24 protein-coding genes are annotated in these 25,884 nt (G+C 64.8%); 11 read left to right on the top strand and 13 right to left on the bottom strand.

What is annotated here, in order from left to right; genetic code table 11:
* Window positions 1-105: 105 nt before the first annotated feature.
* Both SPMU_RS14465 and SPMU_RS14460 read right to left on the bottom strand, forming a co-directional pair.
* A complete protein-coding gene (locus SPMU_RS14465) occupies window positions 106-1,614 on the bottom strand; it encodes an MFS transporter (RefSeq protein ID WP_245833349.1) in 1,509 nt (502 codons plus the stop codon).
* Window positions 1,611-2,429, bottom strand: coding sequence for an SDR family NAD(P)-dependent oxidoreductase (locus tag SPMU_RS14460; RefSeq protein ID WP_088334662.1), 819 nt, complete (start codon window positions 2,427-2,429; stop codon window positions 1,611-1,613). The genes SPMU_RS14465 and SPMU_RS14460 overlap by 4 nt, the downstream gene beginning before the upstream one ends.
* Window positions 2,430-2,571: 142 nt before the next feature.
* Between SPMU_RS14460 and SPMU_RS14455 the strand changes: the two genes are divergently transcribed.
* Window positions 2,572-3,360 carry an SDR family oxidoreductase gene (locus SPMU_RS14455; RefSeq protein ID WP_088334660.1) on the top strand — a complete coding sequence of 263 codons (789 nt, stop codon included), beginning with the start codon at window positions 2,572-2,574 and terminating at the stop codon, window positions 3,358-3,360.
* Between the two features lie 137 nt (window positions 3,361-3,497).
* Here SPMU_RS14455 and SPMU_RS14450 read toward each other — a convergent pair whose 3' ends face one another.
* From SPMU_RS14450 to SPMU_RS14435, 4 genes are all read right to left on the bottom strand, one after another.
* Window positions 3,498-4,445: an RcnB family protein gene (locus tag SPMU_RS14450; RefSeq protein ID WP_088334658.1), complete on the bottom strand. Its 948-nt coding sequence runs from the start codon at window positions 4,443-4,445 to the stop codon at window positions 3,498-3,500.
* Between the two features lie 187 nt (window positions 4,446-4,632).
* A complete protein-coding gene (locus SPMU_RS14445) occupies window positions 4,633-6,228 on the bottom strand; it encodes an AMP-binding protein (protein WP_088334759.1) in 1,596 nt (531 codons plus the stop codon).
* Window positions 6,225-7,823, bottom strand: coding sequence for an acyl-CoA synthetase (locus SPMU_RS14440; protein WP_088334757.1), 1,599 nt, complete (start codon window positions 7,821-7,823; stop codon window positions 6,225-6,227). Before SPMU_RS14440 ends, SPMU_RS14445 begins: the two co-directional genes overlap by 4 nt.
* Before the next feature lie 58 nt (window positions 7,824-7,881).
* Window positions 7,882-9,141, bottom strand: a complete 1,260-nt coding sequence (locus tag SPMU_RS14435) for an acetyl-CoA C-acetyltransferase (protein WP_088334656.1) — start codon at window positions 9,139-9,141, stop codon at window positions 7,882-7,884.
* 86 nt (window positions 9,142-9,227) lie between these two features.
* On the opposite strand from SPMU_RS14435, the gene SPMU_RS14430 reads away from it, so the two are divergent.
* The 3 genes from SPMU_RS14430 to SPMU_RS14420 all read left to right on the top strand — a co-directional run bounded on the left by SPMU_RS14430 (window position 9,228) and on the right by SPMU_RS14420 (window position 12,501).
* The gene (locus SPMU_RS14430) at window positions 9,228-9,809 is read left to right on the top strand and encodes a TetR/AcrR family transcriptional regulator (protein WP_245833347.1); all 582 of its coding nucleotides are present in this window, start codon (window positions 9,228-9,230) and stop codon (window positions 9,807-9,809) included.
* Window positions 9,806-10,765: an NADPH:quinone oxidoreductase family protein gene (locus SPMU_RS14425; protein WP_088334652.1), complete on the top strand. Its 960-nt coding sequence runs from the start codon at window positions 9,806-9,808 to the stop codon at window positions 10,763-10,765. The genes SPMU_RS14430 and SPMU_RS14425 overlap by 4 nt, the downstream gene beginning before the upstream one ends.
* Before the next feature lie 119 nt (window positions 10,766-10,884).
* The gene (locus tag SPMU_RS14420; protein WP_088334755.1) at window positions 10,885-12,501 is read left to right on the top strand and encodes a choline dehydrogenase; all 1,617 of its coding nucleotides are present in this window, start codon (window positions 10,885-10,887) and stop codon (window positions 12,499-12,501) included.
* An 87-nt stretch (window positions 12,502-12,588) separates the two neighbouring features.
* Here SPMU_RS14420 and SPMU_RS14415 read toward each other — a convergent pair whose 3' ends face one another.
* The 3 genes from SPMU_RS14415 to gap are packed head-to-tail and all read right to left on the bottom strand — an operon-like array spanning window position 12,589 to window position 15,238.
* Window positions 12,589-13,779 (bottom strand): phosphoglycerate kinase, encoded by a 1,191-nt coding sequence (locus SPMU_RS14415; RefSeq protein ID WP_088334650.1) that lies wholly within the window; start codon window positions 13,777-13,779, stop codon window positions 12,589-12,591.
* On the bottom strand, window positions 13,704-14,240 hold the full coding sequence (locus SPMU_RS14410) for an MOSC domain-containing protein (RefSeq protein WP_342746449.1): 537 nt from the start codon (window positions 14,238-14,240) through the stop codon (window positions 13,704-13,706). Before SPMU_RS14410 ends, SPMU_RS14415 begins: the two co-directional genes overlap by 76 nt.
* On the bottom strand, window positions 14,237-15,238 hold the full coding sequence (gap, locus tag SPMU_RS14405) for a type I glyceraldehyde-3-phosphate dehydrogenase (protein ID WP_088334646.1): 1,002 nt from the start codon (window positions 15,236-15,238) through the stop codon (window positions 14,237-14,239). The genes SPMU_RS14410 and gap overlap by 4 nt, the downstream gene beginning before the upstream one ends.
* A gap of 137 nt (window positions 15,239-15,375) precedes the next feature.
* Between gap and SPMU_RS16965 the strand changes: the two genes are divergently transcribed.
* From SPMU_RS16965 to SPMU_RS14385, 5 genes are all read left to right on the top strand, one after another.
* Window positions 15,376-15,552, top strand: coding sequence for a hypothetical protein (locus tag SPMU_RS16965; RefSeq protein ID WP_169715727.1), 177 nt, complete (start codon window positions 15,376-15,378; stop codon window positions 15,550-15,552).
* The gene (gene zapA, locus SPMU_RS14400) at window positions 15,552-15,914 is read left to right on the top strand and encodes a cell division protein ZapA (RefSeq protein WP_088334644.1); all 363 of its coding nucleotides are present in this window, start codon (window positions 15,552-15,554) and stop codon (window positions 15,912-15,914) included. The genes SPMU_RS16965 and zapA overlap by 1 nt, the downstream gene beginning before the upstream one ends.
* A gap of 152 nt (window positions 15,915-16,066) precedes the next feature.
* Window positions 16,067-16,630, top strand: a complete 564-nt coding sequence (locus tag SPMU_RS14395; RefSeq protein WP_088334642.1) for a 5-formyltetrahydrofolate cyclo-ligase — start codon at window positions 16,067-16,069, stop codon at window positions 16,628-16,630.
* Window positions 16,627-16,833: a DUF2842 domain-containing protein gene (locus SPMU_RS14390; protein ID WP_088334640.1), complete on the top strand. Its 207-nt coding sequence runs from the start codon at window positions 16,627-16,629 to the stop codon at window positions 16,831-16,833. The genes SPMU_RS14395 and SPMU_RS14390 overlap by 4 nt, the downstream gene beginning before the upstream one ends.
* 122 nt (window positions 16,834-16,955) lie before the next feature.
* Window positions 16,956-18,050, top strand: a complete 1,095-nt coding sequence (locus SPMU_RS14385; RefSeq protein ID WP_088334753.1) for a PA0069 family radical SAM protein — start codon at window positions 16,956-16,958, stop codon at window positions 18,048-18,050.
* Window positions 18,051-18,155: 105 nt separating this feature from the next.
* Here SPMU_RS14385 and dnaE read toward each other — a convergent pair whose 3' ends face one another.
* A complete protein-coding gene (gene dnaE, locus SPMU_RS14380) occupies window positions 18,156-21,650 on the bottom strand; it encodes a DNA polymerase III subunit alpha (protein ID WP_088334638.1) in 3,495 nt (1,164 codons plus the stop codon).
* An 89-nt stretch (window positions 21,651-21,739) separates the two neighbouring features.
* Here dnaE and SPMU_RS14375 point away from each other — a divergent pair, with 89 nt between their 5' ends.
* A complete protein-coding gene (locus SPMU_RS14375; protein WP_088334751.1) occupies window positions 21,740-22,318 on the top strand; it encodes an HdeD family acid-resistance protein in 579 nt (192 codons plus the stop codon).
* Between the two features lie 21 nt (window positions 22,319-22,339).
* Here SPMU_RS14375 and SPMU_RS14370 read toward each other — a convergent pair whose 3' ends face one another.
* The 3 genes from SPMU_RS14370 to SPMU_RS14360 all read right to left on the bottom strand — a co-directional run bounded on the left by SPMU_RS14370 (window position 22,340) and on the right by SPMU_RS14360 (window position 24,899).
* A complete protein-coding gene (locus SPMU_RS14370) occupies window positions 22,340-22,819 on the bottom strand; it encodes a glutathione peroxidase (RefSeq protein ID WP_088334636.1) in 480 nt (159 codons plus the stop codon).
* Window positions 22,820-22,937: 118 nt separating this feature from the next.
* Complete coding sequence (locus tag SPMU_RS14365; protein ID WP_088334634.1) at window positions 22,938-23,609, bottom strand: ABC transporter ATP-binding protein; 672 nt, start codon at window positions 23,607-23,609, stop codon at window positions 22,938-22,940.
* Window positions 23,610-23,648: 39 nt separating this feature from the next.
* Window positions 23,649-24,899 carry a lipoprotein-releasing ABC transporter permease subunit gene (locus SPMU_RS14360; RefSeq protein ID WP_088334632.1) on the bottom strand — a complete coding sequence of 417 codons (1,251 nt, stop codon included), beginning with the start codon at window positions 24,897-24,899 and terminating at the stop codon, window positions 23,649-23,651.
* A gap of 381 nt (window positions 24,900-25,280) precedes the next feature.
* Between SPMU_RS14360 and SPMU_RS14355 the strand changes: the two genes are divergently transcribed.
* Window positions 25,281-25,868 carry a cysteine hydrolase family protein gene (locus SPMU_RS14355; protein WP_088334630.1) on the top strand — a complete coding sequence of 196 codons (588 nt, stop codon included), beginning with the start codon at window positions 25,281-25,283 and terminating at the stop codon, window positions 25,866-25,868.
* Window positions 25,869-25,884 lie beyond the last annotated feature (16 nt).

The raw sequence follows: 25,884 nt of genomic DNA, 5'->3' as shown, positions 1-25,884 counted from the left end.
CGGGGATGGTCCAAGAAAACCAATAGGCGCGGGAACCAATTCCGATGAACGGTGTTGCGGCGCCGATGAAGCGCCTGCAACGCCAATTCTAGCGGCGATTATCGCTTAGGGAACGGGATCAATTCGCTCCGAATCAAGCGCTTGCATGCGCAATGCTTCGAGACGAGCCGTATGTTCGGCCCGGCCGAACGGAAATGCCCGATACAATGCCGCCGCGATCAGCGCGAGGCACGTGGCCGCCACGATGTAGATGATGGTGAGGCGATCGAGCACCTCCACCGGCACCTGACCCGGCACCGCTTTTTCAGGGAAGCTCGCCGCCCACAGGATCAACCCCGTGACGAAGATGCCGACGCCGCTGGTGCATTTCTGGATAAAGAAGCCACCGGCGAAGAAGACGCCTTCGGAACGCCGCCCGGTGCGCTGTTCCGAGTCTTCGACAACGTCCGCCATCATGGAGGCACCAAGAATGTGCGCCGTTACGCTCGCCGCCGTTCCCATCGCCAGCATTGCAAACAGCAGCGGCAGCATCGCCGGGCTGCCAACGTCGGGAAAGACACCGGCGAGCCGCAGCCAATAAGGCGCCGTGCCGATGGCGATCGCCAGCACCGCAGCGGTAGACGCCGCCTTCGGCTTGCTGGTCGACTGCCCGATACGCGGCGCCACGACGAAGGCGACCAGGACGCCACTGAACAACACGATGCTCAGCGGCACAAAGGTCGGGAGGGTAAGCCCGGCGATCGTCACCGTCGTGAAGCGCCAGACATAGGTGTAGAGATAGTTCGAGATCGCGTAGGTGACGCCCTGGTTCGTGTACACGAACAGACCCGCCGCCATCAGGATCAGAAACGCCTTATTATGGAGGGTCTGAAGCAGCTCGGCGAAGCTTTGGCGAACTGTCTGCTTTTCAATAACCGGCGAAGGCAGGTTCGGGATCTCGCGATGCGTTCCCAGCGCAGACGTAAGGATCGCAAGTCCCATGAACAGCGCACCCGCGATCGCAAATCCCTTGTAGCCCTCCCGGTTCAACAGCCCGTTCGGCACCTCCGGCGTCGGCGACAGGAACACCCAATAAGCCGCGATCAGCATCACGAGCCCGCCGGCCCAGCCGAACAGATAGCGATAGGCCATGATGCGAGTACGCTCGTCATAGTCGGAGCTGAGCTCCGCCGCCATCGCCTGGCTCGGCACCTCATAGGCGCTGACCGCGCTTCGCACCAACACCGCCACCGCGAACAGCCAGCCGAGCGTGGCTGTCTGCGAGCTCTCCGGCGGGTTCCACAAGAGCACCCAGCCAAGCATGATCGGCAGGGCCGAACCGTAGAGCCACGGATGGCGCCGCCCCCATTTCGTGCGTGTCCGATCGGACAGGACGCCGATCGTCGGATCAATGAACGCGTCGATGATCAACGCACACATGATGACGAAGCCGACGGTCGCCGCCGGCACGCCGATCACCTGATTGTAGAACAGCAGCAGAAACGTGCCGAAGCCGGAGTCCTTTACGCCATAAGCGGCAGCGCCAAAGCCATAGCTTGCCATGGTGCCGGTGCGCAGCCGCCGGCTGGGCGGTGCCGATCCGATCGTCGCAGTGCTTGCGATAGTGGCGCTCATTGCAGAGCCTCCAAGGCGGCGAACAGGCCCGGCTGATCCGGATCCCAGCTCTGGCGAGTCCCGATCGTGATGCCGCCGTCGACCACCAGATGGGTGCCGGTCACGAAGGCAGCGTCATCGCTGAGCAGGAATGAGACCGCCGCCGCAATATCCTCAGGCCGGCCGGCGCGCTTCACCGGCTGCGCCCCCGCCGCGACATGCGCGATCACCTGGTTCGCGCGATCCAGCATCTCGGCGGGCACCTCCAGATGGCGGGTGAAAATATTCGTGGTGATGAAGCCCGGGATCACCGCATTCACGCGGATGCTATGCTTGGCGAGATCAGCCGCTGCCATCTTGGAAAGGTGAAGGACGCCAGCCTTCGCGGTTGAATACGCCGTCGGCGCGTAACCGGTGCCCAGCGCGGATACCGAGGACGTGTTCACGATGGCGCCGCCGCCCCGCTTGGCCATCAGCGGGGCCGCATACCGAATGCCGAGCGCTACCGATCGAAGCAGCAAAGACTGCGTTCGATCCCAGTCCTCCGGCGAAATCTCGTCGATCTTATCCGGGGCGCCGCCGGCGCCGGCATTGTTGAACAAGACGTCCAACTCGCCCGGCGCTTCCATCAGCGCGCGGATGTCCTCCGCCTGCATGACGTCACAACGCTGAAAGTGAATCTTGCCGTTTGAGGTGCCGGCAAGCTCCTGCCCGCCCGCCTCGTCGATGTCGCCGATCCAGACCTCGGCGCCCTCTTCGGCCAGCCGGAGCGCAGTTGCGCGCCCGATGCCCGAAGCGCCGCCGGTCACCACGGCACGCTTACCCGAAAAGCGCATCCTCTCATCCTGTCATTTCTGTTTTTCGGCAGCATAGTATGGCAGGATCGGTCGTCAATCATAACCTGTTCGAAAAAACGGTAGGGCGCTTGTCGATGGCCATCCGCCCCGCTAGCCGACGCTGAAACACGGGAGATTACCGATGAGCCTGAACAGTCTTTTCAGCCTTGAAGGGCGCACCGCCCTCGTCACCGGCGGCAGCCGCGGCATCGGCAAGATGATCGCCAAGGCCTACATCGAGCAAGGTGCAAAGGTGTACATCTCGTCGCGCAAGGCGCCTGCCTGCGAAGAGACAGCGGCTGAGCTCGGACCCAATTGCATCTCGCTGCCGCAGGACGTTTCCACGGTGGAGGGCTGCCGCGCACTCGCCGCCACGCTGGCGGAGCACGAGGATCACCTCGACATTCTCGTCAACAATGCGGGCGCCGCTTGGGGCGTGCCGTTCGAGGAGTTCCCGGAGAGCGGCTGGGACAAGGTGATGGACTTGAACGTCAAGTCGCCCTTCTTCCTCACCCAGTCGCTGCATGGGCTGCTGAAGAGGAACGCCAGCCACGATGCGCCATCCAAGGTGATCAACATCACCTCGATCGACGGCATCCGGCTGAACCCCTGGGATACCTACAGCTATCACGCTTCCAAGGCGGCGCTGATCTATCTCACCAAACGCATGGCCGCCCGGCTGATCAAGGACGGCATCATCGTCACGAGCCTGGCCCCGGGGGCATTCGCCAGCGAAATGAACCGTGCGGCGCGCGATCATGGCGATCAGGTCGCCAAGGGCATTCCGATGCGGCGGATCGGAAATTTCGAGGACATGGCGGGCGCCGCCGTCTTCCTCGCCAGCCGGGCCAGCGATTACGTCGTGGGTGACACGCTCGTGGTCGATGGCGGCGTGGTGAACGCTGCGCTTGGTACCAGCCTGGAGGGCTAAGCCGTCGCGCCGCGCGACCGCGGCGAGAGAAGACAGCAAAGAAGAGGCGGCCAGGCCCTCTGGTCCGCCGCCTCTTCCATCAGTTCGTCGGGCGATTACGCCCGCTGCCGGTCAGGACCGCTTGGCGGACCACATGTTCACCAGAACATGTCGTGGATCACGTCCACCACTTCACCGGAATACACGTCCACGAGGAGCGCATCATTGTAATAGCGCACCCACCGTACGTCCCCGCCAGCATCCGGCAGGCGATAAGCCCAGGGATCGCTGATCCAATAGTTTTGCGCGAACAGCGCCGACGACAGAACAAAGCCTACTGAGAAACGACGATAGCCCTGGTTCCACCCATAGGGCGCATAATAGCGCGGCAGGTGAAACGCGTTGCGGTTGGTTGCGCGCCACCGTGTCCAATCATATCGCGAGTCGCGGCGCCAATCGCGGTTCCAGTTGGTTCGGCCGTTCCGATCATACCAGCGGCCCTGATCGCCCCAGCCCTGCCGGCGCGAATCCCAGCGGCCTTGGTCATTCCAATCGGACCCGCTGCGCGCCCACCGGCGCTGTCCATCGTCGCGCCGCTGCCGCGACAATTCGCCGAGGTCTCGCGTACGGTCGCGACGGAACGCGTCCGCGTCGCGGCTACGATCGCCGCGAAACGGCTCCTGCGTCACTGCCCCGGCGCTCGGACGACCAGCCCACTGCCTGGCGCCGCCGTCACGTCGTTCAACGCGCCGCTCTTGCTGTGGATCGCGTTGCGCCTCCAGCCGCGGGTTGTCAGGGCGCTGTGCCCAATCGCCCCTGCCTTGGTCGGTCGAGCGTCGCCACGTCCGCTCGCCGTTTGGCGATTGCCGCATCGGTCCGCGATCCTGCACGGTGGTGGACCGCTGCCAGATACGCTCGCCGCCCCTCTGCTGCTGTCGCTCTGGCCCGCGTGCCTGCCGATCACCACGCTGCCAGCCGCCGTCGTTGCCTTGCTGCTGAGCCGCCCGGCTGCTCCACCCGCGCCCGCCGCCACGCTCTTGCGCCATGCCGACGCCGGGCACCAGCGCCGCCGCAGCCATCAGCGCCGCCATGAATTTCCTGCCCATCTGCTGCAAACTCCACCGCCGGCGCACAAGCCGACCCCGATGATGCAGCCTTTGTGCACCCGGCCGCGCAAACGGCGTCTGAATGCAGTCGTCAGCATCGCGAAAGGAACGAAGAGGGTTCCACGGCGCGACAAGCCTCACAACGCCTGCCGCGACACGCCTGTGCTGCTGGCAAAAGGATCAACTGTCAGCCGACGCCCGCAAGCCCCTTCGCCTTTGCATAATCGGCCTTGCCGTTCGGCGCCCGCAGCGATTCGACTGTCGCCACGATCAGCTTCGGCAGCTTGTAGCCGGCGAGCTTGGTGCGCAGCACGTCGCGCGCTGCCCCCTCGTCAAAGCCCGTCTGGGATTGCACAACGGCCGCCACCGCCTGCCCCCATTTCGGATCGGGCATGGCAAAGACCAGCGCATCATCCACCGTGGGACAAAGCTTCAGCGCCTCTTCCACTTCCTCCGGGAAGATCTTCTCGCCCGCCGAATTGATGCAGGCCGAGCCGCGCCCGAGCAGAATAACCGAGCCGTCCGCCGCCACCTGCGCGAAATCGCCAGACACGGTGTAGCGCAAACCATCGATCATGCGGAAGGTACGCGCACTCTTCTCGGGATCCTTGTGATATTCCACCGGATTGGGCGGCCCGAGCACGACCTTTCCGGTCACCTCCGATCCAGGCACCACGTCCTTGTCGTCATCGTCCAGCACGCGGCAGCGTGGGCCAACAACGAACTTGGCGGTTTCCACCGTGCCGTCCTTGGTGGTCAGCGACACGCCCATGCCGATCGCTTCGGATGAGCTGAAATTATCCTGGCAGGTCGCCTCCGGCATGTGCCGGATCAGCCCGTCCTTCACGCCTTGTGTCCACATCACCCCCGAAGAGTTGATCAGCCGCATGGACGAGACGTCCCAGCGATCGGGCTCGGCCTCCAATGCCTCCAGGATCGGCCGGGCAAAGGCGTCGCCCACCACGACGAGGCGGTTTGCTTGCCAGCGGTCGATCGCGTCCAGCGCTTCCTCCGGGTGGAAGCTTCGGCTCGGCAGGGTGGCCACGAAGCCGCCAGCCAGCAGCGACCCGTAAGATGTCAGCAGGCCCGTCCCATGCATCAGCGGCGGGCCACACACCGTGCGCGGATAATCGGGGTTTGCCGCCGCCATTGCGGCCGCCTCTTGCACCGTGGTGGGCACGGGGAGACCGGCGGCCGCGGCGGCGCCATGCGCGATGGCATTGAGGTCGGCATGGGTCCACACCACCCCCTTGGGCATCCCCGTGGTGCCGCCGGTGTAGATGAAGAAACGGTCCTGCGGATCACGCGCGATCGCCACCGGCTCGCCGCTTCCCGCCACCAGGTCCTCGAATGCCGCGGCAAACGCCGGCAGGTCCGCCCGCTCCCCGCCGATCTCCACATAGCTGCGGACATGCGGCGAGCGATCAACCACATCGGCCACGCAATCGCGCAGCCGCGCATCATAGACCAGCACCGTCGCGTCGCTATCCGCCAGGATATAGGCCAGTTCTTCGGCGACGTAGCGGTAATTGACGTTGACGTGCGTGCCGCGCGCCTTCCAGCAGGCCATCAGCGCGACGAGGTAATCGGCCGAATTATACGCGTAAAAGGCGAAGCGATCGCCCGGCTTCAGCCCCCAATCGATCAGTGCGCGTGCGAGGTTGTTCGACTGGATACGAAGCTCGTTCCAGTCGATCACCTGTTCGCCATGCGCCAGGGCGACGCGGTCGCCCGGCACGGCCGCTTCGACCGCCTCGATCAGATCGCCGAAGTTGAAGCTCACGCCGCCTGCTCCGCCGGCGGGCTCACCGTCTCGGCGGGCTTCGTCTTGCACCAATATTCATCGCGCAGCAGCCGCTTGTAGAGCTTGCCCGTGTCATGCCGCGGCAGTTCGGCGCGGAAATCCCAGCGGCGCGGACATTTCACGTGGCTGAGGTTCGCGCGCGCGAACTCGGCCAACTCGCTTGCCAGCGCGTCCTGATCCTCGGCGAGGTCTTTCGGCTGAATGACAGCAACGACCTGCTCGCCCATCTCCTCATGCGGCGCGCCGATCACCGCGACGTCGGCGACCTTCGGGTGCGTGACAAGCAGGTTCTCGATCTCGGCCGGGTAGATGTTCACCCCGCCCGAGATGATCATGAAGCTCTTGCGGTCAGTGAGGTAGAGATAGCCCTCCTCATCCATCCAGCCCACATCACCCAGCGTCGTCCAGCCCCTGGCATTGGTGCTGTCCTTCGTCTTCTCGGGATCGTTGTGATAACTGAACGGCGCAGCGCCGGTCGGGTTGAGCTCCGTGACGGGAGACTCGAAATAAATTGTGCCCTCGGTGCGCGGCGGCACTTCGTTGCCGTCTTCATCGCAGATGTGCGTGATGGTGGTGAGGTTACGGCCAACCGAGCCCTTGTGCGTCAGCCACTCGGGCGAGAGGATGTTGTGGAAGCCGTTCCCCTCAGTGCCCGCGTAATATTCGCCAATGATCGGGCCCCACCAGTCAATCATCGCTTCCTTGACCGGCACGGGGCATGGCGCGGCGGCGTGCCAGACGGCCTTCAGGGATGAGACATGATACTGCTTGCGGGTCTCCTCGGGGAGCTTGAGCATGCGGATAAAGTGCGTCGGCACCCATTGCGCATGGGTCACCTTGTGCTTTTCGATATACTCCAGCGCCTTCTCGGCGTCGAACCGCTCCATCACGATCACCGTGCCGCCGAGCTGCTGCACCGCCATCGACCAGCGCAGCGGTGCCGCGTGGTAAAGCGGCGCCGGCGAGAGGTAGACCATGTCGGAGTTGAAGCCGTAGAGCCCCTGCCCGATCGCCATCAGCGGCGATGTGTTCTCGCCGTAGGGCTCTTCCGGCAGGGCGAAGCGGACGCCCTTGGGCTTGCCCGTCGTGCCGGAGGAATAAAGCATGATCTGGCCCGGCGAGGGATCGGCGATCGGCGTCGTCGGCTGCGCAGCGCATGCCTCTTCCCAGCTTTGGTACCCCTCGCTCGTGCCGTCGACCATGTAGCGGTCAAGATCGCCGATCAGCGGCAGCAGCGCTTCCGCACAGGCGGCGCATCCCTTGGACGCGATAAACACGCGGCAATCACCGTCGCGAATGATATATTCCGCCTCGCTCGCCATCAGCTTGGACGAGATGCAGGTGAGGTAAACGCCGGCACGCTCAGCCGCCCAAGCGACCTCGAAATAGCGCGGCGAATTGTCCATCATCATCGCCATCGCATCGCCGCGCTTTAGGCCAAGCGAGCGGATCAGATGCGCACCCTGGTTCGCGCGCGCGTCGAGCTGGGCGAAGGTGACCGTCTCCCCGGAGCCAGCCATAATATAGGCGGGCTTATCGGGCGTGGTGGCGGCGTGCTTGTACGGATGCGTCATCATTCCCTCCGCCGCGGCGGGCGCTCTCGGCCCGCTCGCGGTCTTGCTTCTGCTTGGTTCAGGCTGCCAGGCGTTCGACGATGATCGCCGGCGCCATGCCGCCTGCGGCGCACATCGTGACGAGGCCATAGCGCTTTTCCTGGCGCTCCAGCTCATCCACGATCGTGCCGATCAGGATCGATCCGGTTGCGCCGATCGGGTGACCGAGCGCGATCGAGCCGCCGTTTACGTTCACCTTCTCGCGCGGCAGGTTGAGGTCGCGGATGAACTTTTCGGATACGACCGCAAACGCCTCGTTGATCTCGAACAGGTCGATATCGTCTACCGTCAGCCCGGCCTTCTCCAGCACCTTCTTAGCGGCCGGCACCGGCGCGTTGAGCATCAGCGTGGGATCGTCACCGATGTTCGCCATCGCGACGATGCGTGCGCGCGGCTTCCAGCCCATCTTGTCGGCATATTCCTTCGATGCGAGCAGCACCGCGGCCGCGCCGTCGACCACGCCCGACGAATTGCCGGCGTGGTGGAAATGCTGGATCTCCAGATCCGGATACTTGCGGTTGATCTGCTTGCGGAAGGTATCGCCCGACTTGTTGTACGGCATGTCGGCGAGCGCGGCGAACGATGGCTTCAGCGCAGCCAGGCCCTCGGCGGTGGTCTGCGGACGCGGGAATTCGTCACGGTCGAGCACGACGTTGCCGTCATCGTCGAGAACCGGCACGATCGACTTGTTGAACCGGCCCTCGGCGATCGCCTTGGCCGCCTTCTGCTGGCTCTCCAGGCCGGCGCGATCGAGCTCTTCGCGGGTGAAGCCTTCCTTGCTAGCGATCGCGTCGCCGCAGATGCCCTGGTGCGACTGCGGGTGGCTGAGGTTCAGCCGCTCGTTGCCCGAACCCATGCCGAGCGGCGGCTTGCCGCTTTCCATGTCTTCCTGGCCCATGGCGGCGGTGAGGCTCATCATCTCGGTGCCGCCGGCGATGACCAGGTCTTCCATGCCGCTCATGATCTGCGCCGCGGCGAAGTTCACCGCGGTGATGCCGCCGCCGCAGAAGCGGTCGAGCGTCGTTCCGCTGGCCTTCACGTCATAGCCGGCGTCAAGCGCGGCCATGCGGCCCATGTCGCCACCCTGCTTGCCGCGCTGCGAACTGGTCGACCAGATGATGTCGTCCACCTCGGCGGTGTTCAGATTGTTGCGCTCCTTCAGCGCCTTCAGCACGGTGGCGGCGAGATGCTGCGGGTGCATGTGCGCCAGCGCGCCCTTGCCCTGCTTGCCAATGCCGCGCGGCGTACGGACGGCGTCAATGATGTAAGCGTCGGCCATTGCTTCCAAACCTCTCCAAGAATCTTCCCCCGACCGGCCCTTTACCGGCGCGGATTTCCGGCATAACCTTCGTTATGGTAGAGGGGATGTCAAGCGTGCAGCCAGTAGTTTCGGGATCAACGGCCGCACCGCGCAGCCCCGACCTCACTCCCCGCGATTGGCTGGAGGCCGGCCAGTCGCTGCTCCGCCGCGGCGGGCTGCGCGCGCTCAAGCTGCGCCCGCTCGCCGAGGAACTGAAGGTATCGACCGGCAGCTTCTACCATCATTTCCGCGACTTCGATGACTATCAGGGCAAGCTCGCCGCCTATTTCGCGGAGGATCAGGTCAGTGATCTTATCGCGGCGCTCGGCCGCGCCACCTCTGATCCGATCGGGCGCATCCGCTTGCTGGGGCAAACGGTGCGGCGCCGGGGCTCGTCGCGGCTCGCGGTGGCGATGCGCGCCTGGGCCGAAAGCGATCCCCGCGCCCGGCATGCGGTCGAGCGGCACGACGAACTCATGCTCGATTTCCTGGCCAGCAGCCTCACCCAGGTCGGCTTCTCGCGCAGCGAAGCCGAGGTGCGTGCTTATGGCCTCATCACCTTGGGGTTGAGCAAGGTTCACGCGCCGCATCTCGACATGGCAACGCTGTTCGATAACCTCCTGGATATCATGGTCACGCGCCAATGAGGTCGCTGGTTGTATCCACGCTCTCGCCCGACCTCTCCGGCACGGCGCTGCTCGACGTGCCGGACCTCGCGCCCGCCCCGGGCAAGGTGCTGATCGACGTAAAGGCCGCCGCGCTGAACTACCCCGATCTGCTGATGACGAAGGGTGAGTATCAGCTGAAGCCGCCCCTGCCCTTCTCGCCCGGTATGGAAATCGCTGGTGAAGTGATCGCTGGCGAGGGTTTCGCGCCCGGTGAGGCGGTTGTCGCCGGTACCCGGCTGGGTGGCTTTGCTGACCGGGTCCTGGTCGATGCCGCTGCCGTTCGCCGCAAGCCGCCGCACTTATCCTTTGGCGAGGCCGCTGGCGTGGGCGCCGCTTATCTCACCGCCGATGTCGCCCTGGTGCGGCTCGCCAAGGTGGAAGCCGGCGAGTGGGTGCTGATCCACGGCGCCACCGGCGGGGTCGGCCTCGCCGCCGTAGACCTTGCCCTCTCGCTCGGCGCACGCGTCATCGCGACGTCCCGCTCGCCTGAAAAGCTGGCTATCCTGAAGGAAGCATATGGCGTCGAAGCCTGCCTTCCGGCGACCGGCTTTCGCGAGCCGGTCAAGGAGCTGACCGGTGGCGGCGCGCAGGTGATCTACGATCCGGTCGGCGGCGACGTGTTCGACGAGTCGGTGCGCTCGATCGCCTTTGGCGGGCGGCTGTGCGTCGTCGGCTTCACCTCCGGCCGCATCGCGACGGTGTCCACCAACATGCCATTGATCAAAGGCTTTTCGGTGATCGGCGTGCGCGCCGGTGAATATGGCCGCCAGTTCCCCGCCAAGGGCCGTGAGAACCAGGATGCGATCTGGCGCCTGGCGGAGGAGGGCAAGATCCGGCCGCGGGTTCATGCCGAATATGCGCTGGCGGATTGGCGCTCGGCGTTCGAGGCAATGCAGCGCAGCGACATGGTGGGCAAGATCGTGCTGACGCCCTGAGGCGCGACGCCGCTCCTGCTATGTCTTTGGAAACATTGCGCTGGCCCTCATCGGGATCCCTCGCGCAAGATCGTGTCAACCGTCCTCGCTAAACGAGGACGAACCTAATGGAGAGGAAGATGGCTGGTTTCGATTACGTCATCATCGGCGGTGGTTCGGCCGGCTGCACCCTAGCAGCTCGGCTTAGTGAAGACCCCGCGGTGAGCGTCTGTCTGCTGGAAGCAGGCGGTGCCAACAAGGAGCTGCTGGTGCGCATGCCCGCCGGCGTCGGCAGCCTGATCAAGGCCAAGGGCAAGCACAATTGGGGCTTCTGGACCGAGCCGGAGCCTCATCTCGACAACCGCCGCCTGTGGTGGCCGCGCGGGCGCGGGCTTGGCGGCTCCTCCTCGATCAACGGCATGGTCTACACGCGCGGCCATCCGCAGGATTTCGACGAATGGCGCCAGCTTGGCCTCACCGGCTGGTCCTGGGATGATGTGCTGCCCTATTTCCGCAAGCTGGAGGGCCACCACCGCGTTCATGACCTGCATGGCGCCGAGGGGCCGCTCAAGATCTCCGGCGGCGAAAGCGACAGTCCGTTCCACGATGCGCTGATCGAGGCCGGGCGGCAGGCCGGCTATCCCGTCACCGAAAACTTCAACGGCGCGGAGCAGGAAGGCTTCGGCCGATACGACCTGACCATTTCCAATGGCCAGCGCTGGTCAACCGCCGCCGCCTATCTGCGTCCGGTTGCCGACCGCAAGAACCTGACGGTCATCACGGACGCGCGCACCTTGGGCGTCGTCGTTTCCGGTGGCCGCGCGGTAGCGGTCAACTACATCAAGGATCAGGAGATCCAGCGCGTCGAGGTGGATGGCGAGGCGATCCTGTGCGCCGGCGCGGTGCAAAGCCCGCATATCCTGCAGCTGTCGGGGATCGGCAACGGCGCCGCCCTGCGCGACGTCGGCGTGCGCCCGGTCCACGATCTGCCGGGTGTCGGCGAGAACCTGCAGGACCACCTCGATATCATCATGAGCTGGTACAGCCGCGGCCTGAAGACCGCCTTCTCGTCCACCAAGGGGCTGCGGCAGCTACGCGTCGGCCTTGAATATCTGACCCGCGGCACTGGCCTCGGGCGGCAGCAGTTCCTCGAATCCGGCGCTTTTGTCTGCTCGCGTGAGGGGCTGTCGCGTCCCGACGTCCAGATCCACGGTGTCTTGGCGATCATGAAGGATCACGGCAGGACGCGCGTAAAGGCGGACGGCTTCTCGTTCCACCTGTGCCAATTGCGCCCGGAAAGCCGCGGCCGCATCGCGCTAGGCTCGACCGATCCGACCGCCGATCCCTTGATCTACGCCAATTATCTGGCGAGCGAGGTGGACCGCCGCGTTATGCGCGATTGCGTCCATATCGGGCGCGAGGTGGCGTATCAGCAGGCGCTCGATCCGTATCGCGGCGACGAGTTCGCCCCCGGCCGCGAGGTCCAGTCGGACGCTGAGATCGACGCATGGATCCGCGCCAATGCCGAAACCATCTATCACCCGGTCGGCACCTGCAAGATGGGCACCGACGGAGACAAGATGGCGGTCGTCGACGAGCAGTTGCGCGTGCGCGGCCTCACCGGGCTTCGCGTCGTTGACGCCTCCGTGATGCCGACGCTGGTCGGATCGAACACCAATGCGCCGACGATCATGGTTGCGGAAAAGGCCGCGGACCTCATCCGCGGCGTGTCCAAGCCGGCGGCACTGGCCGCCTGACACGAAGACGGCTCCCGCCTAGGCTAGGCGGGAGCCGTGCTTGTTGTCGTCGCTCGCGGCGCTTGCCGCTCGCGCGCCCTTTCTTGGTTATTGAAGCAGCGCCGAGACCCCGGGCAGCTCCCGGCCTTCCATCCACTCCAGGAACGCGCCGCCGGCGGTAGACACAAAAGTAAAGTCGTCCGCCACGCCGGCATGGTTCAGCGCCGCCACGGTGTCACCGCCGCCGGCCACCGACACCAACGTTCCCCCGATGGTCAGCGCCGCTGCGGTCTTCGCCAGCGCCACGGTCGCCTTGTCGAACGGCGATGTCTCGAACGCGCCGAGTGGACCGTTCCACACCAGCGTCCGGCAATTCTTGAGGACGTCGCCCAGCGACTCCACTGCAGCAGGGCCGACATCGAGAATCATCTCGTCCGCCGCGACCTCGTGGACGTTCACGGTGCGCGTCGGCGGGTTGGCCTTGAACTCCTTTGCGACCACCACGTCATAGGGCAGGTGCACGGTGCAATTCGCCCGGTCTGCCGCGTCGAGAATTTCGTCGGCGGTGCCGGTCAGGTCATGCTCGCACAGGCTCTTGCCCACGTTCACGCCGCGCGCCGCCAGGAAGGTGTTCGCCATCCCGCCGCCGATGATCAGGTGATCGACCTTGGTGACAAGGTGCTTCAGCACGTCCAGCTTGGTGGAAACCTTTGCGCCGCCGACAACGGCTGCAACCGGATGCTCCGGCTCACCCAGTGCCTTTTGCAGCGCCACCAGCTCCGCTTCCATGGCACGGCCGGCGAATGCGGGCAGCCTGCGCGCCAGCCCCTCGGTCGAGGCGTGTGCGCGGTGCGCGGCGGAGAAGGCATCGTTGACATACAAGTCGCCCAGCGCGGCAAAGCGCTCGACGACTGCCGGATCGTTCTTTTCCTCGCCGCCGAAGAAGCGCGTGTTCTCCAGTACCGCAATGTCGCCGGGCTGAAGCATCGCCACGTTTGCGGTATCGCCTTCCCAGTCGATGTACCGCACCGGGCGGCCGAGCACCGCTTCGTACGGCTTGGTAATCTGCGCGAGCGACAAGTCGGGGCTGGGAACGCCCTTGGGACGGCCGAAGTGCGCCAGGACAAGCACGATCGCGCCCTTGTCCGACAGCTCCGTGATCGTCGGAACGGTTGCGCGGAGCCGCGTGTCGTCCGTCACGGCGCCGTCCGAGAACGGGACGTTCAGGTCCTCGCGGACGAGGACCCGCTTTCCGTGGACGTCACCAATGTCGTCGAGCGTTCGGAATGACTTGGCCATGCTTCCTCAATCCTGATCTCATCACCGACGGCAATCGCGCCGCCCTGTATCACCTTGGTGCACGCGCCCGCCCGCCAGTCGGGCGTCAGCGCCGCCTCAAGCCCCGTCGCAATCGCCTCCATGCGGCTGCACGGGTCATTCTCGACGGTCACTTCGAGCACCACGTCGCGGCCAATGCGGATGCGCGCACCCGGAACCTGCGGCAGATCCAGTCCGTCGACCAGCAGGTTGGCCCGGCGCTCCTGCCACGGGATGGCTTGGCCGATCTCGGCCGTCGCCGCCGCCCAGTTGCGCTGCTCGATCAGCGTCACTTGGCGCTTGTACGGCTTGCGCTTCAGCCCGCCGCGATAATCGCCGGTGACGCCGCCTTCGAGCGTGATCTCGGCCGCCTCGATCACCTCCATCGGTGCCCGGGGCCGCGCATGACGCGCGATCCCCAGAAGGCGGCCGATTTGGGTCACCCCAGCTTCGCCATCAGCGTTGCGGTGTCGACCATGCGGTTCGAGAAGCCCCATTCATTGTCATACCAGCTGACGACGCGGACGAGCTTGCCGTCGATCACTGCCGTTTCCAGGCTGTCGACGGTCGACGAATACGGCGTGTGGACAATGTCGATCGAAACAAGCGGCTCGTCCGAATAGAACAGCACGCCCTCCATCGGGCCCTCAGCCGCTGCCTTGAGCAGCGAATTGACTTCCTCGACGCTCGTGTCGCGCTTCGGCGTGAAGGTAAGGTCGACGAGGCTGCCATCGGGCACCGGCACGCGCACTGCCGAGCCATCGAGCTTGCCCTTGAGCTCGGGCAGCACCTCGCCCACCGCGCGCGCTGCGCCCGTGGTCGTCGGAATGATGTTCATCGCGGCGGCGCGCGCACGACGCAGGTCCGGATGGATCTGGTCGAGGATCTTCTGGTCGTTGGTATAAGCGTGGATCGTCGTCATCAGGCCGCGCTCGATGCCGATCGCATCGTTCAGCACCTTGGCGACCGGCGCCAGGCAGTTGGTGGTGCACGATGCGTTCGAAACGATCGTGTGGCCCGCCTCCAGCTTGTCGTGGTTGACGCCGTACACGACGGTCAGATCAACGCCCTTTGCCGGAGCCGAGATCAGCACCTTCTTCGCGCCTGCATCGATATGCTTCTGTGCGCTCGCGCGATCGGTGAAGAAGCCGGTGCATTCCAGCACCAGATCGACGCCGAGTTCCTTGTGGGGCAGGTTCGCCGGATCGCGCTCGGCGGTCACGCGGATGTGCTTGCCGTCGATGACGAGATCATTGCCCTCAGCAACCACCGTACCCGGATACTTGCCGTGCACGCTGTCGCGGCTGAACAGCCAGGCGTTCGACTTGGCATCGGCGAGATCGTTGATCGTCACCAGTTCCAGATCGCCGCCGCGCTCCAGCATGGCGCGTGCCACCAGGCGGCCGATGCGCCCGAACCCGTTGATCGCAACCTTCGTCATCTCGACCGATTCTCCCCTGAATCCCGAATATCTCGCGCGCCTTTGCGCGACGGATGCGCTGCGCGTCAACCGCACCGGCTATGCCAAGTGTCGCAGTGGGGCTTGCCGATGTGGCGCGGCAATCCTAATCCGCTTTCATGACAGAAAGTGACGCTGTGACGCGGATCGACGCCGCGATCAGGCGCATCGAGGAAGCAATCAACCGCCGCGCCGAGGGTCACGGCCTGCTGCGCCAGCGACACGACGCGTTGCGCCGGGAAGTGGCGCAGGTGATTGCCCAGATCGACGAACTTGCCGGCAAGGAAAGCAACTGATGGCGCGCGTAACGCTTGATGTCGGCGGCACGCCATGGGTCGTGAACACGCGCGACGGTGGTGAAGACGAGGTTCGTCGCCTCGGCGCGATGCTGTCGGAGCGATGGCCAGTGGCCCTGCGTGCGGCAGGTGATGGGGGCGTGCCGCAAGCGCTGCTGCTCACCGCGCTGATGCTGGCGGACGAACTGCGCGATGCGCAGGAAAAGGCCGCTGCCGCTCCCACTCAGGAGGTGGTGGATCCAAGCGCCATGGAGTCAGTCGCGCTCGATTGGGTCGCCGATCGTCTCGAGGCCCTGGCACAGGTCCTTGAGCAACAGGCGCCCGAGCAACAGGCCCTTGAGCATGCGCTCGGGAACGCCTAGATTGGCCCTGACGGGTACTGCCCGGTACGAGCCCTTATTATCCCTGAGGCTATTCATCATCCAAAGGGGGCTGTCCCTGCCCGGGCCCTGGCCCGACGTACATGGTCCCCACCTGACGTACTGTGCGTCAGTGGATATCCCGGCAAACGGCCATGGCGGTCCCGTCACCCTCCCCGGCCTTTGACAAGCGCGTCATGCGCGCCGCCGCCCGCGCGGCGAGGCGCGCACTGGCGGAACCGCGCCCAGCGATTTCGCCGCCCTCTTCCTTTCGCATGCTCCTCTCGCCCCGCATGGTCGTGGCCAGTTATGTGCCTGTCGGGGCTGAAGCAGACCCGAGCGGCCTTGTGGACGCAGCGCTGGAGGCCGGCTGCAGCATGGTTTTGCCCCATGTTGTCGACCAACCCACGCCGTTGCGCTTCCTCGCCTGGCACCGGGACGCACCACTCGTGCGCGGCCCATTCGGTCTCTTGCAACCGCCCGATCACGAAGAGGAACTCGCACCGGACATGATCCTTGCTCCTCTCGTGGCCTTTGATCGAAGGCTCGGGCGGCTCGGCCAAGGCGGCGGCCATTATGATCGCGCATTCGAGCGCTATCCCGCGGCGCGCCGCATCGGGGTTGCCTTTTCGGTGCAGGAGGTTGATCGCGTGCCGACCGACCCGTGGGACATGCCGCTCCACGCCATCATCACCGAACGCGAGTGGATCGTTTCATGAACCCGTCGTGGCGCAAACCAGCCGGCATGATCGCCATTCTGATGCTGATCACGCTGTGGTGCGCGTTGATCGTCAGCTTCTCCGCCACGGTGAATAGTTGGCATTGGGCAGCGCAGATGGTCTTCTACCTGGTAACGGGGATCGTCTGGATCGCGCCGCTGAAGCCGCTTCTGCGTTGGATGGAGACTGGCCGCTGGCGATAGCAAGGCTGCGCTTGCAAGCGGGGTCTGCACTGTCCGCGCACCGAGAAGCGTTCGCTCATCCCTGCGAAGGACAGACCTAAACCGCGCTTGATGTTCCTATTATGTTCATGCAGAATCACTGCATGAGCTCGACTCCACGACCAGCGCGAGCAAGACCTCAACGCGGCGCTACCAACAACGCCGAAAGCAGTCGGTTCAATCTGCCCAAGCGAGAGCTGGACGGCGATTGGCTGGACGAGCGAGCGATGATCGACGGCGAGCCGGCACCGGAACGGACAAGCGTGCAAGCGCTTCGTCCCAAGACGATCATTTCGTACAACAAGAGCCCGGACGTCCCGTTCGATCGCAGCATCAATCCGATCGTCGGCTGCGAGCACGGCTGCATTTACTGCTTCGCCCGCCCCAGCCACGCCTATCACGATCTGTCGCCGGGTCTCGATTTCGAAACCAAGCTATTTGTAAAGCCCGACGCCGCAGCGCTCCTGCGCACCGAACTCGCCAAGCCTAGTTACCGCTGTGCGCCGATCGCCATGGGCACGAACACGGATCCTTATCAGCCGATCGAATCCACATGGCGCATCACGCGCGACATCATCGAGGTGCTGGCCGCGTGCGATCACCCGTTGGTCATCACGACCAAGTCGAACCGTGTGCTACGTGATCTCGATCTGCTGGCGTCCATGGCGAAGAAGAACCTCGCCGGCGTGGCGATCTCCATCACGTCGCTCGACCCGAAGATCGCGATGACCATCGAACCACGCGCGCCCCACCCCGAGCGCCGGCTGGAGGCCGTACGCCAGCTCAGCGAGGCGGGGGTGCCCACTTATGTGAACATGGCGCCGGTGATCCCGGCGATCACCGATCACGAGGTAGAAACCATCGTCGCGCGCGCCGCCGCTGCAGGCGCACTCGGCGTCTCGTTCATACCGGTGCGCTTGCCTTGGGAAGTGGCGCCGCTCTTTCGCGCATGGCTAGACACCCACTTCCCCGATCGTGCGGGTAAGGTGATGGCAGCGATTCACTCGCTGCGCGGCGGAAAGGACAATGACGCCGGCTTCTTCACGCGCATGCGCGGCCAAGGGGTGTGGGCCGATCTGCTGCGGACCCGTTTCTCCATCGCGCGCCGGCGCCACGGGATCGATCGGATCGGCGAGCGGATGCAGCTTCGCACCGACTTGTTCCGCCCACCTGCGGGGCCGCAGGGCGAGTTGTTCTGAGTTCGCGCGCTGCAGCTTGACTCGACCTGAGCGTAACGACGTGAACATGCGCTGCAGCCAGCTCCTCAGCCGCGCTCTACCTGATAACCCCGGTCGCCAACCCGCTCACCCAACGAGCGCCAGCCGGGCCTCCGACTGCCGCAGCGTGACTTCCTGAACGCCCGTGATGTCTTCGATCCGCTGCACCAGTTCCAGGTCGAGCAGGAAATCGCGCCCCAGCAGCAGCTTCGCCTCGCCATCCGCCAGTGCGGCGCGGACGATCACCTCGCCGCGCGCGCCGCGCTGGTGCTCCAGCAGGCCGGCCAAGGCGGTCAAGGCACTCTCTTCGACCACCACTATCTCGATCACGAAGCGCGCCAGCGAGGCCAGCGTCTCAAAGGGCTGGATGCGTTTCACCGTGACGCGCGGTGTCTCCTCGCCCGGTCGGCGATCGAGCTCCACCGTGGCAAGCCCGCATCCGCCGGCCCTCGCCGCCTCTTCCAGGTCAGCGGCGACCGCATCGTCGAAGCACGTCGCCATGAACTGGCCGCTCTGGTCGCTCAGCGTTGCCATCAGATACCGCTTGCCGCGTGCCGAGGTACGCCAGCGTGCCTCTTCGACCAGCACCGCCATGGTCGCGCCCGAGCGTGTCCCATCATCAGGAATCGCGAGTTCGCCCAGCGCGGTGTAGAGCCGCGCGCCATGCGCCTTCGCCAGATGCGCGTGGCGATCGACCGGGTGCGACGAAAAGTAAAAGCCAAACGCTTCCTTCTCCTGCTCCATGCGCTCTGCCATCGTCCAGCGGCTCGCCGCCGGCAGCTTGATCGCATCCCCGGCCGGTTCCGCGTCGCCGAACAGCCCGCCCTGGCCGCTGATGCGCTGTTCGTGGGTTCGCGCGGCCACCGCCAGTATAGTTTCGGCCACCGCAAACACGCCGGCACGGTTCGCTTCGATCGCGTCAAATGCGCCGCCGCTGGCCAATGTTTCGAGCTGGCGCTTGTTGATCAGCCGCGGATCGACCCGGGCAGCGAAGTCGTCAAGGCGCGCGAACGGCCCGCTCGCGTCACGCTCCGCGACCAACTTTTCCATGGCGCCTTCGCCCACCGACTTCAGCGCGGCGAGCGCGTAGCGGACGGCGGGCCCCTCCTCGTCCACCTCTACATTGAAGTCCGCGAGGCTGTGATTGATGTCCGGCGGCAGGCACCGGACGCCCAGCCGCCGCATGTCGTCGCAGAAGATCGCCAGTTTGTCGGTCTGGTGGATGTCATACGCCATCGACGCAGCGAAGAACTCGTGCGGGTAGTGCGCCTTCATCCACGCCGTTTGATACGCGAGCAGCGCATAGGCGGCTGCGTGGCTCTTGTTGAAGCCGTAGCCTGCGAACTTGTCGATCAAATCGAACAGCGCATTGGCGCGGTCGGCAGGGATCTGGTGATGTTCGGCGCAGCCGCTCACAAACGTCGCGCGCTGCGCGTCCATTTCGGCCTGAACCTTTTTGCCCATCGCGCGGCGGAGCAGATCCGCGCCGCCGAGCGAATAGCCCGCCAGCACCTGCGCCGCCTGCATCACTTGTTCCTGATAGACGAAAATGCCGTAGGTTTCCGCCAGGATCGGCTCCAGCAAGGGATGCGGATATTCGATCGCCTCCGTGCCCTGCTTACGACGACCGAAGGACGGGATATTGTCCATCGGGCCTGGCCGGTAGAGCGAGACGAGCGCGATGATGTCGCCGAAATTGGTCGGACGGACGGCGGAAAGCGTACGGCGCATGCCTTCCGATTCCAGCTGGAACACGCCAACCGTGTCGCCCTTCTGAAGCAAGGCATAGACCGCCTCGTCGTCCCAGGTCAGCGCATCGAGATCGACGTGAATGCCACGCTTTTCCAGCAGTTGCAGACCCCGCTTCAGAACCGATAGCGTCTTCAGACCCAGAAAGTCGAACTTCACCAGCCCCGCACCTTCGACATATTTCATGTCGAACTGCGTGACCGGCATGTCTGACCGCGGATCGCGATACAGCGGCACAAGTTGCGCCAGCGGCCGATCGCCGATCACCACGCCGGCAGCATGGGTCGAGGAGTGCCGCGGCAAGCCTTCCAGCTGCATCGCGAGATCCAGCAAATGCCGGACTTGATTGTCGTTGGCGTATTCGCGGTGAAGCTCCGCCACGCCGTCGATCGCGCGCTTCAGCGTCCATGGGTCAGTCGGATGGTTCGGCACCAGCTTGGCCAGCCGATCGATCTGGCCATAGCTCATCTGCAGCACACGGCCGGTATCCTTCAGCACCGCGCGCGCCTTCAGCTTACCGAAAGTGATGATCTGCGCGACCTGATCGCGGCCGTACTTCTCCTGCACGTAGCGGATCACTTCGCCGCGCCGCGTTTCGCAGAAGTCGATGTCGAAGTCAGGCATCGACACGCGTTCCGGGTTGAGGAAGCGCTCGAACAGCAAACCGAGCTGAAGCGGATCGAGATCGGTGATCGTCAGCGCCCAGGCGACGGCCGAGCCCGCACCCGAGCCACGCCCCGGCCCCACCGGAATGTCATGTGACTTCGCCCATTGGATGAAGTCAGCCACGATCAGGAAGTAGCCGGGGAAGCCCATCTGGATGATCACATCGAGCTCGAAATCGAGCCGCTTGCGATATTCCTCCTGCCAGCCTTCCGGCAGCGGCTCGGTTGCCAGCGCCTCGATCCGCTTCAGGCGCGCGGTCAACCCCTCATGCGATCGCTCGCGCAGCATCGCGGCTTCCCCCTCGCGATCACCGGCAAGGCTGGGCAGGATCGGCTTGCGCTTGGGCGCCGCCACGGCGCAGCGCTGCGCCACCACCAGCGTGTTGGCGATCGCTTCGGGCAAATCTTCGAACAGGGTTCGCATCGCCGCTGCCGGCTTCATCCACGCATCGGGCGAACTCCGCGGCCGATCCTCGCTCTCGACATAGGTGGAGTTGGCGATGCACAGCATGGCATCGTGCGCCTTTGCAAACGCCTGCTCGGCAAAGCAGCAGGGATTGGTGGCGACGATCGGCAGCCCGCGGTCATAGGCAAGATCAAGCAAGGCCTGTTCCGCCCGCTCCTCGACCTCGTCCCCCCGTCGCGCCAGCTCCACATAGACCCGGTCCGGAAACAACGCGGCAAGCCGGTCCGCATAAGTGCTCGCGCGCGCTGGCTGGTCCTCGGCAAACAGGCGCGCCAGCGCTCCCTCCCCGCCCGCGGTCAGCGCGATCAGCCCGTCGGTACGCCCGACCAATGTCTCGAAAAGGACGTGCGGTGCAAGGTCGATCGGTCGATCGAGGTGCGCGGCGCTCGCCAGCGCGCATAGATTGTCATAGCCGCGCTCATCCTGCGCATAGAGCGCCAGCCAGTCGACGATGGGCGCCACGCCATCGGGCATGTCCGGCCGGGCAACACCCAACATGGTGCCGATGATCGGCTGCACACCCTCGGCAAAGGCGGCGTCCGAGAACGCCATGGCGGCATAAAGGCCGTTGCGATCAGTCAGGGCTGCTGCGGGAAAACCCAGCTTTGCTGCATGTTTGGCAATCGCCTTCGGATCGATCGCCCCGTCGAGCATCGTGTAGGATGAGAAGATACGAAGCGGTACGAACCCGGAATGCGGCATCCCCTGCGCCTATCTGCCAGGCCGTGATTCGACCAGCGGAACTGCGCCATGATCGATCCGTTTCGCGGCAGATCGAAGTGGAGGTTGTGATGAGCGACGTGGGCCGCGCTGGCACGCCGACCACCGGCGCCGGCTGGGGATGGATCATCGCTTATGGCGTGCTTTCGGCTCTTCTTGGCCTGGCAGCGCTGCTGTTGCCGTTCCCCGCGACAATCGCGGCCACCTTCGTGATCGGCATTGCTTTTACGGTTTCCGGCGTGTTCTCGCTCATCGCTGGTCTTCGCGGCGCCGGAGCGGAAAGCCGCGGCTATTCGGTCCTCCTCGGCGTCCTGTCCATCGCCGCGGGCGTCATCATGGTGGCCCGCCCACTGACGGGCGCCATTTCGCTGACGATCGTCGTTGCCGCATGGCTGCTGCTGCGCGGCGCACTCGAGATCGTGCTGGGGCTGCGCATGCGTCGGCGCCGCTGGCTCATGCTGCTGCTTGGCGCAGTCAACATCCTGCTGGCGCTGCTGATCATCAGCACCGTGCCATTCTCCGCGTTGACGCTTCCCGGCTTCGTCCTGGGCGTCAGCTTCATGTTCAGTGGCGTCGCGGCGGTCATGGCCGGCCTGGATCATCGCGCCGGCGCCGCCGCCTTCACCTTCCCTGATGCGCGCCGACCATGAAGGACAAGAGCCGGCCTTCGATCAGAGCAGCTTCTCGATGTCCTTGCGGATGTCTTCGGGCTTGGTCGTCGGGGCATAACGATCGACGACCTCGCCGGCGCGGTTCACCAGGAACTTGGTGAAGTTCCACTTGATCGCCTTTGATCCCAGCAAGCCCGGTGCATCGCTCTTCAGCCGTTCGAACAGCGGATCGGCCTGCGCCCCGTTGACGTCGATCTTCGCGAACACAGGGAAGGTGACGTCATAGGTGAGCGAGCAGAAGTTTGCGATCTCGGCGGCGTCGCCCGGCTCCTGCGCACCGAACTGGTTGCAGGGAAATGCCAGCACTTCAAAGCCGCGCTCGGCGTAATCGCGGTGAAGCGCCTCCAGCCCTTCGTACTGCGACGTGAACCCGCATTTGGAGGCGGTGTTGACGATCAGGAGCACCTTGCCGCGATACGCTTCCAGCGACGCTTCTCCTCCGTCCGCGGTTTTCACCTGAAAGTCGGTTATCGCGCTCATTGCCGCTCTCCTCTGATCCAATCCGAGGAGGTCTCGCCGCTTATTGAATTGCGCGCAAGACAATAACGAAGGCGCACCAACGGCTGTGATGGCACGAGGCCGCCTATCCCGTGGCCGTTTACGTCAGCACACCGTCATGTAGCCGCACGACACGGTCCATCTTCGCGGCCAGGCGCTCGTTGTGCGTGGCGATCAGCGCCGCGGAGCCTTCCTCGCGCACCAGCCGGAGGAACTCGGCCAGCACGCGATCCGCCGTGCCCTCGTCAAGATTGCCCGTCGGCTCGTCGGCGAGCACCAGCGCCGGGTTGTTCGCCAGCGCGCGCGCCACCGCAACCCGCTGCTGCTCGCCGCCCGATAGCTGGCTCGGCCGGTGCGTCAGCCGATGTCCCAGCCCCAGCGCGCTCAGCAGCGTTCTGGCACGCGCATCAGCGGCCTCGCGCTCGGCACCATGGATGAGCTGGGGCAGCACGACGTTCTCGATCGCGTTGAAGTCCGGCAGCAGGTGGTGAAACTGGTAGACGAACCCCAGGTGATCGCGGCGCACCACCGTGCGACCATGCGCGTCGAGCTTGGCGGCTTCTTCTCCGGCGATGCGGATCGATCCTTCAAAGCCGCCCTCCAGCAGCCCGACCGCCTGCAGCAGCGTGGACTTGCCCGAGCCGGACGGGCCGAGCAGCGCAACGATTTCGCCCGGCGCCACGGACAGCTCGACCCCGCGCAGGACATTGATCGTCTCGTCGCCCTGGGTGAAGCTGCGGGACAGGCCGCGGGTTTCCAGAACCGCGCTCATCGCCGCGCCTCCCAACCGCCATGAGCAATCGCGTCGGCCTTATTCATAGCGCAACACCTGAACCGGATCCGTGCTCGCCGCCTTGTACGCGGGATAGATGGTCGCGAGCAGCGTCATCAGCGCGGTGATCACGACGATCGCCACGATTTCCACCGGATCGGGTTTCGAGGGCAATTCCGTCAAATAGCGGATCGAGGGGTCCCACAGCTCCTGCCCGGTCACGAACTGGACGAAGTTCACCACCGCCTGGCGATAGAAGAGGAACACCGCGCCCAGGATCAGGCCGGCGATGATCCCCAGCGTCCCGATCGTCACGCCCACCGTCATGAAGATCCGCATCATCGCCCCGCGGGTCGCACCCATGGTGCGCAGGATGGCAATGTCGCGGGTCTTGGCACGCACCAGCATGATCAGAGACGACGCAATGTTGAAGGCGGCCACCAGGATGATGATGCAGAGCACGACGAACATCGCCACCCGCTCCACCGCCAGCGCCTCAAAGAGTTGCGCGTTCATCTGGCGCCAGTCGCTCACCACCGCGAACCGGCCGACCTTTTCCGCGAGCGGCGCAAGGATCTGCCCCACCTTGTCGGCATTGACCGTCTCGAGCTCGATCATGCCCACCGCGTCGCCGAGCAGCAGCAGCGTTTGCGCATCCTCCATCGGCATGATCACATAGGCCTTGTCGAAATCGTACACGCCGATTTCGAAGACGGCCGCCACCGTATAGTTGACGTAGCGCGGCACCGTGCCGAACGGCGTGGTCTGGCCAGCGGGATTGATCAGCGTGATCTCCGACCCGACCGTCGCGCCAAGCGATTCGGCGAGGCGCGAACCCAAAGCGACGCGGTTTGATCCCGGCGTCAGCGAACTGATCGTTCCGGTGATCACCTTGTTGCCGATCGTCTGGTTCGATCGTAGGTCCTCGACGCGCATGCCGCGCACCAGCACGGCCTCAACGCGGCCGTTATACGTGGACATCAGCGGCTGTTCGACGAGCGGCACGGCGCTGGTCACGCCCGGCGTCGCCTGAGCGTCGCGAACGACCTCGCGCCAGTCCGTCAGCCGGCCGCCGATCCCCTGCACCACGGCATGGCCGTTCAAGCCGACGATTTTGTCAAAAAGCTCGGCGCGAAAGCCGTTCATGACGCTCATCACTATCACGAGCGCCGCCACTCCCAGCATCACCGCGCCAAGGCTGAATCCAGCAACAAGAACGATGAAGCGCTCACCGCGCCCGGGAAGCAGATAGCGCCGCGCGATCATTCGTTCATAGCGCGACAGGATCATGGCCCGCGTCTATCGACGGCTTCGCAGGCTGGCAACGGCGCTGTTGCGAAATGATCACAGAGCAGAAGCAATCGGTTTAGCTGGCGTTCATTTTCGTGGACGACCCACGGGTGAGCACCTAGCAATGCCGTCACTGGCACACAGGCAAAGGCCGTGGTTCGGGGAACGCTTCCAGCCCCGCCTCTTAGATGAGGCGCGCGGGCGGAGGCACAAGGGGGCTGACGAGCAATCGTCACGCAGGCGCCCGGGTCGGAAACGATCCGGGCGTTTGCTTGTCAGCCAAATCAGAAATCACAAGAAAACAGCACTTTGCTGTCGCGAGATGCGGCCAAATCCCAATCCGGCTCGTTGTTTCGCAGCATTGGTCATTGGGCATTTGGCATGAACGGCAAAGCTGCGATCCTCGTCATCGATTTGCTAAACACTTTTGATTTCACCGGCGGCGACACGTTGAAGGATCAAGTGAGCGCGATGGTCGATCCACTCCGCTCGCTACGTCAGCACGCGAAGTCGGCGGACGTGCCGGTCATTTTCGTCAACGATAACTACGGTCGCTGGCATGACGAGCCTAGCGAACTAGTGGCTTTCGCCAGCGAGGGCAAAGGCGGTCCGCTGATTGCGCAGCTAAAGCCGGAAGAGGACGATTACTTCGTCATCAAACCGGAATCCTCGGGCTTCTACGCCACGACCCTGCCGGCCTTGCTTCCGCGCTTGGGAGTGACGCGATTGGTGCTGGTGGGCGTCGCCGCGGACATTTGCGTGCTGTTCACCGCCGCCGACGCGCATATGCGCGAATACGACCTGTGGGTGCCGCGAGACCTGGTCGCCTCGCAGCATGAGGAACGCGCGGGCTGGGCGCTGGAGATGATGGAAAACGGGATGAGCGCCAAGACGCGGCCGACCAGCGAGTTGAGCTTGGCGGATTGGCTGGCAAGCGCGCCCAAGGTCCGGCAGGGCCGCGCTGATTGAGGTGCCGCAACGTCAC

The organism is Sphingomonas mucosissima, assembly GCF_002197665.1.
GTDB classification, from domain to species: domain Bacteria; phylum Pseudomonadota; class Alphaproteobacteria; order Sphingomonadales; family Sphingomonadaceae; genus Sphingomonas; species Sphingomonas mucosissima.
This window is presented reverse-complemented; position numbering and strand designations above follow the sequence as displayed.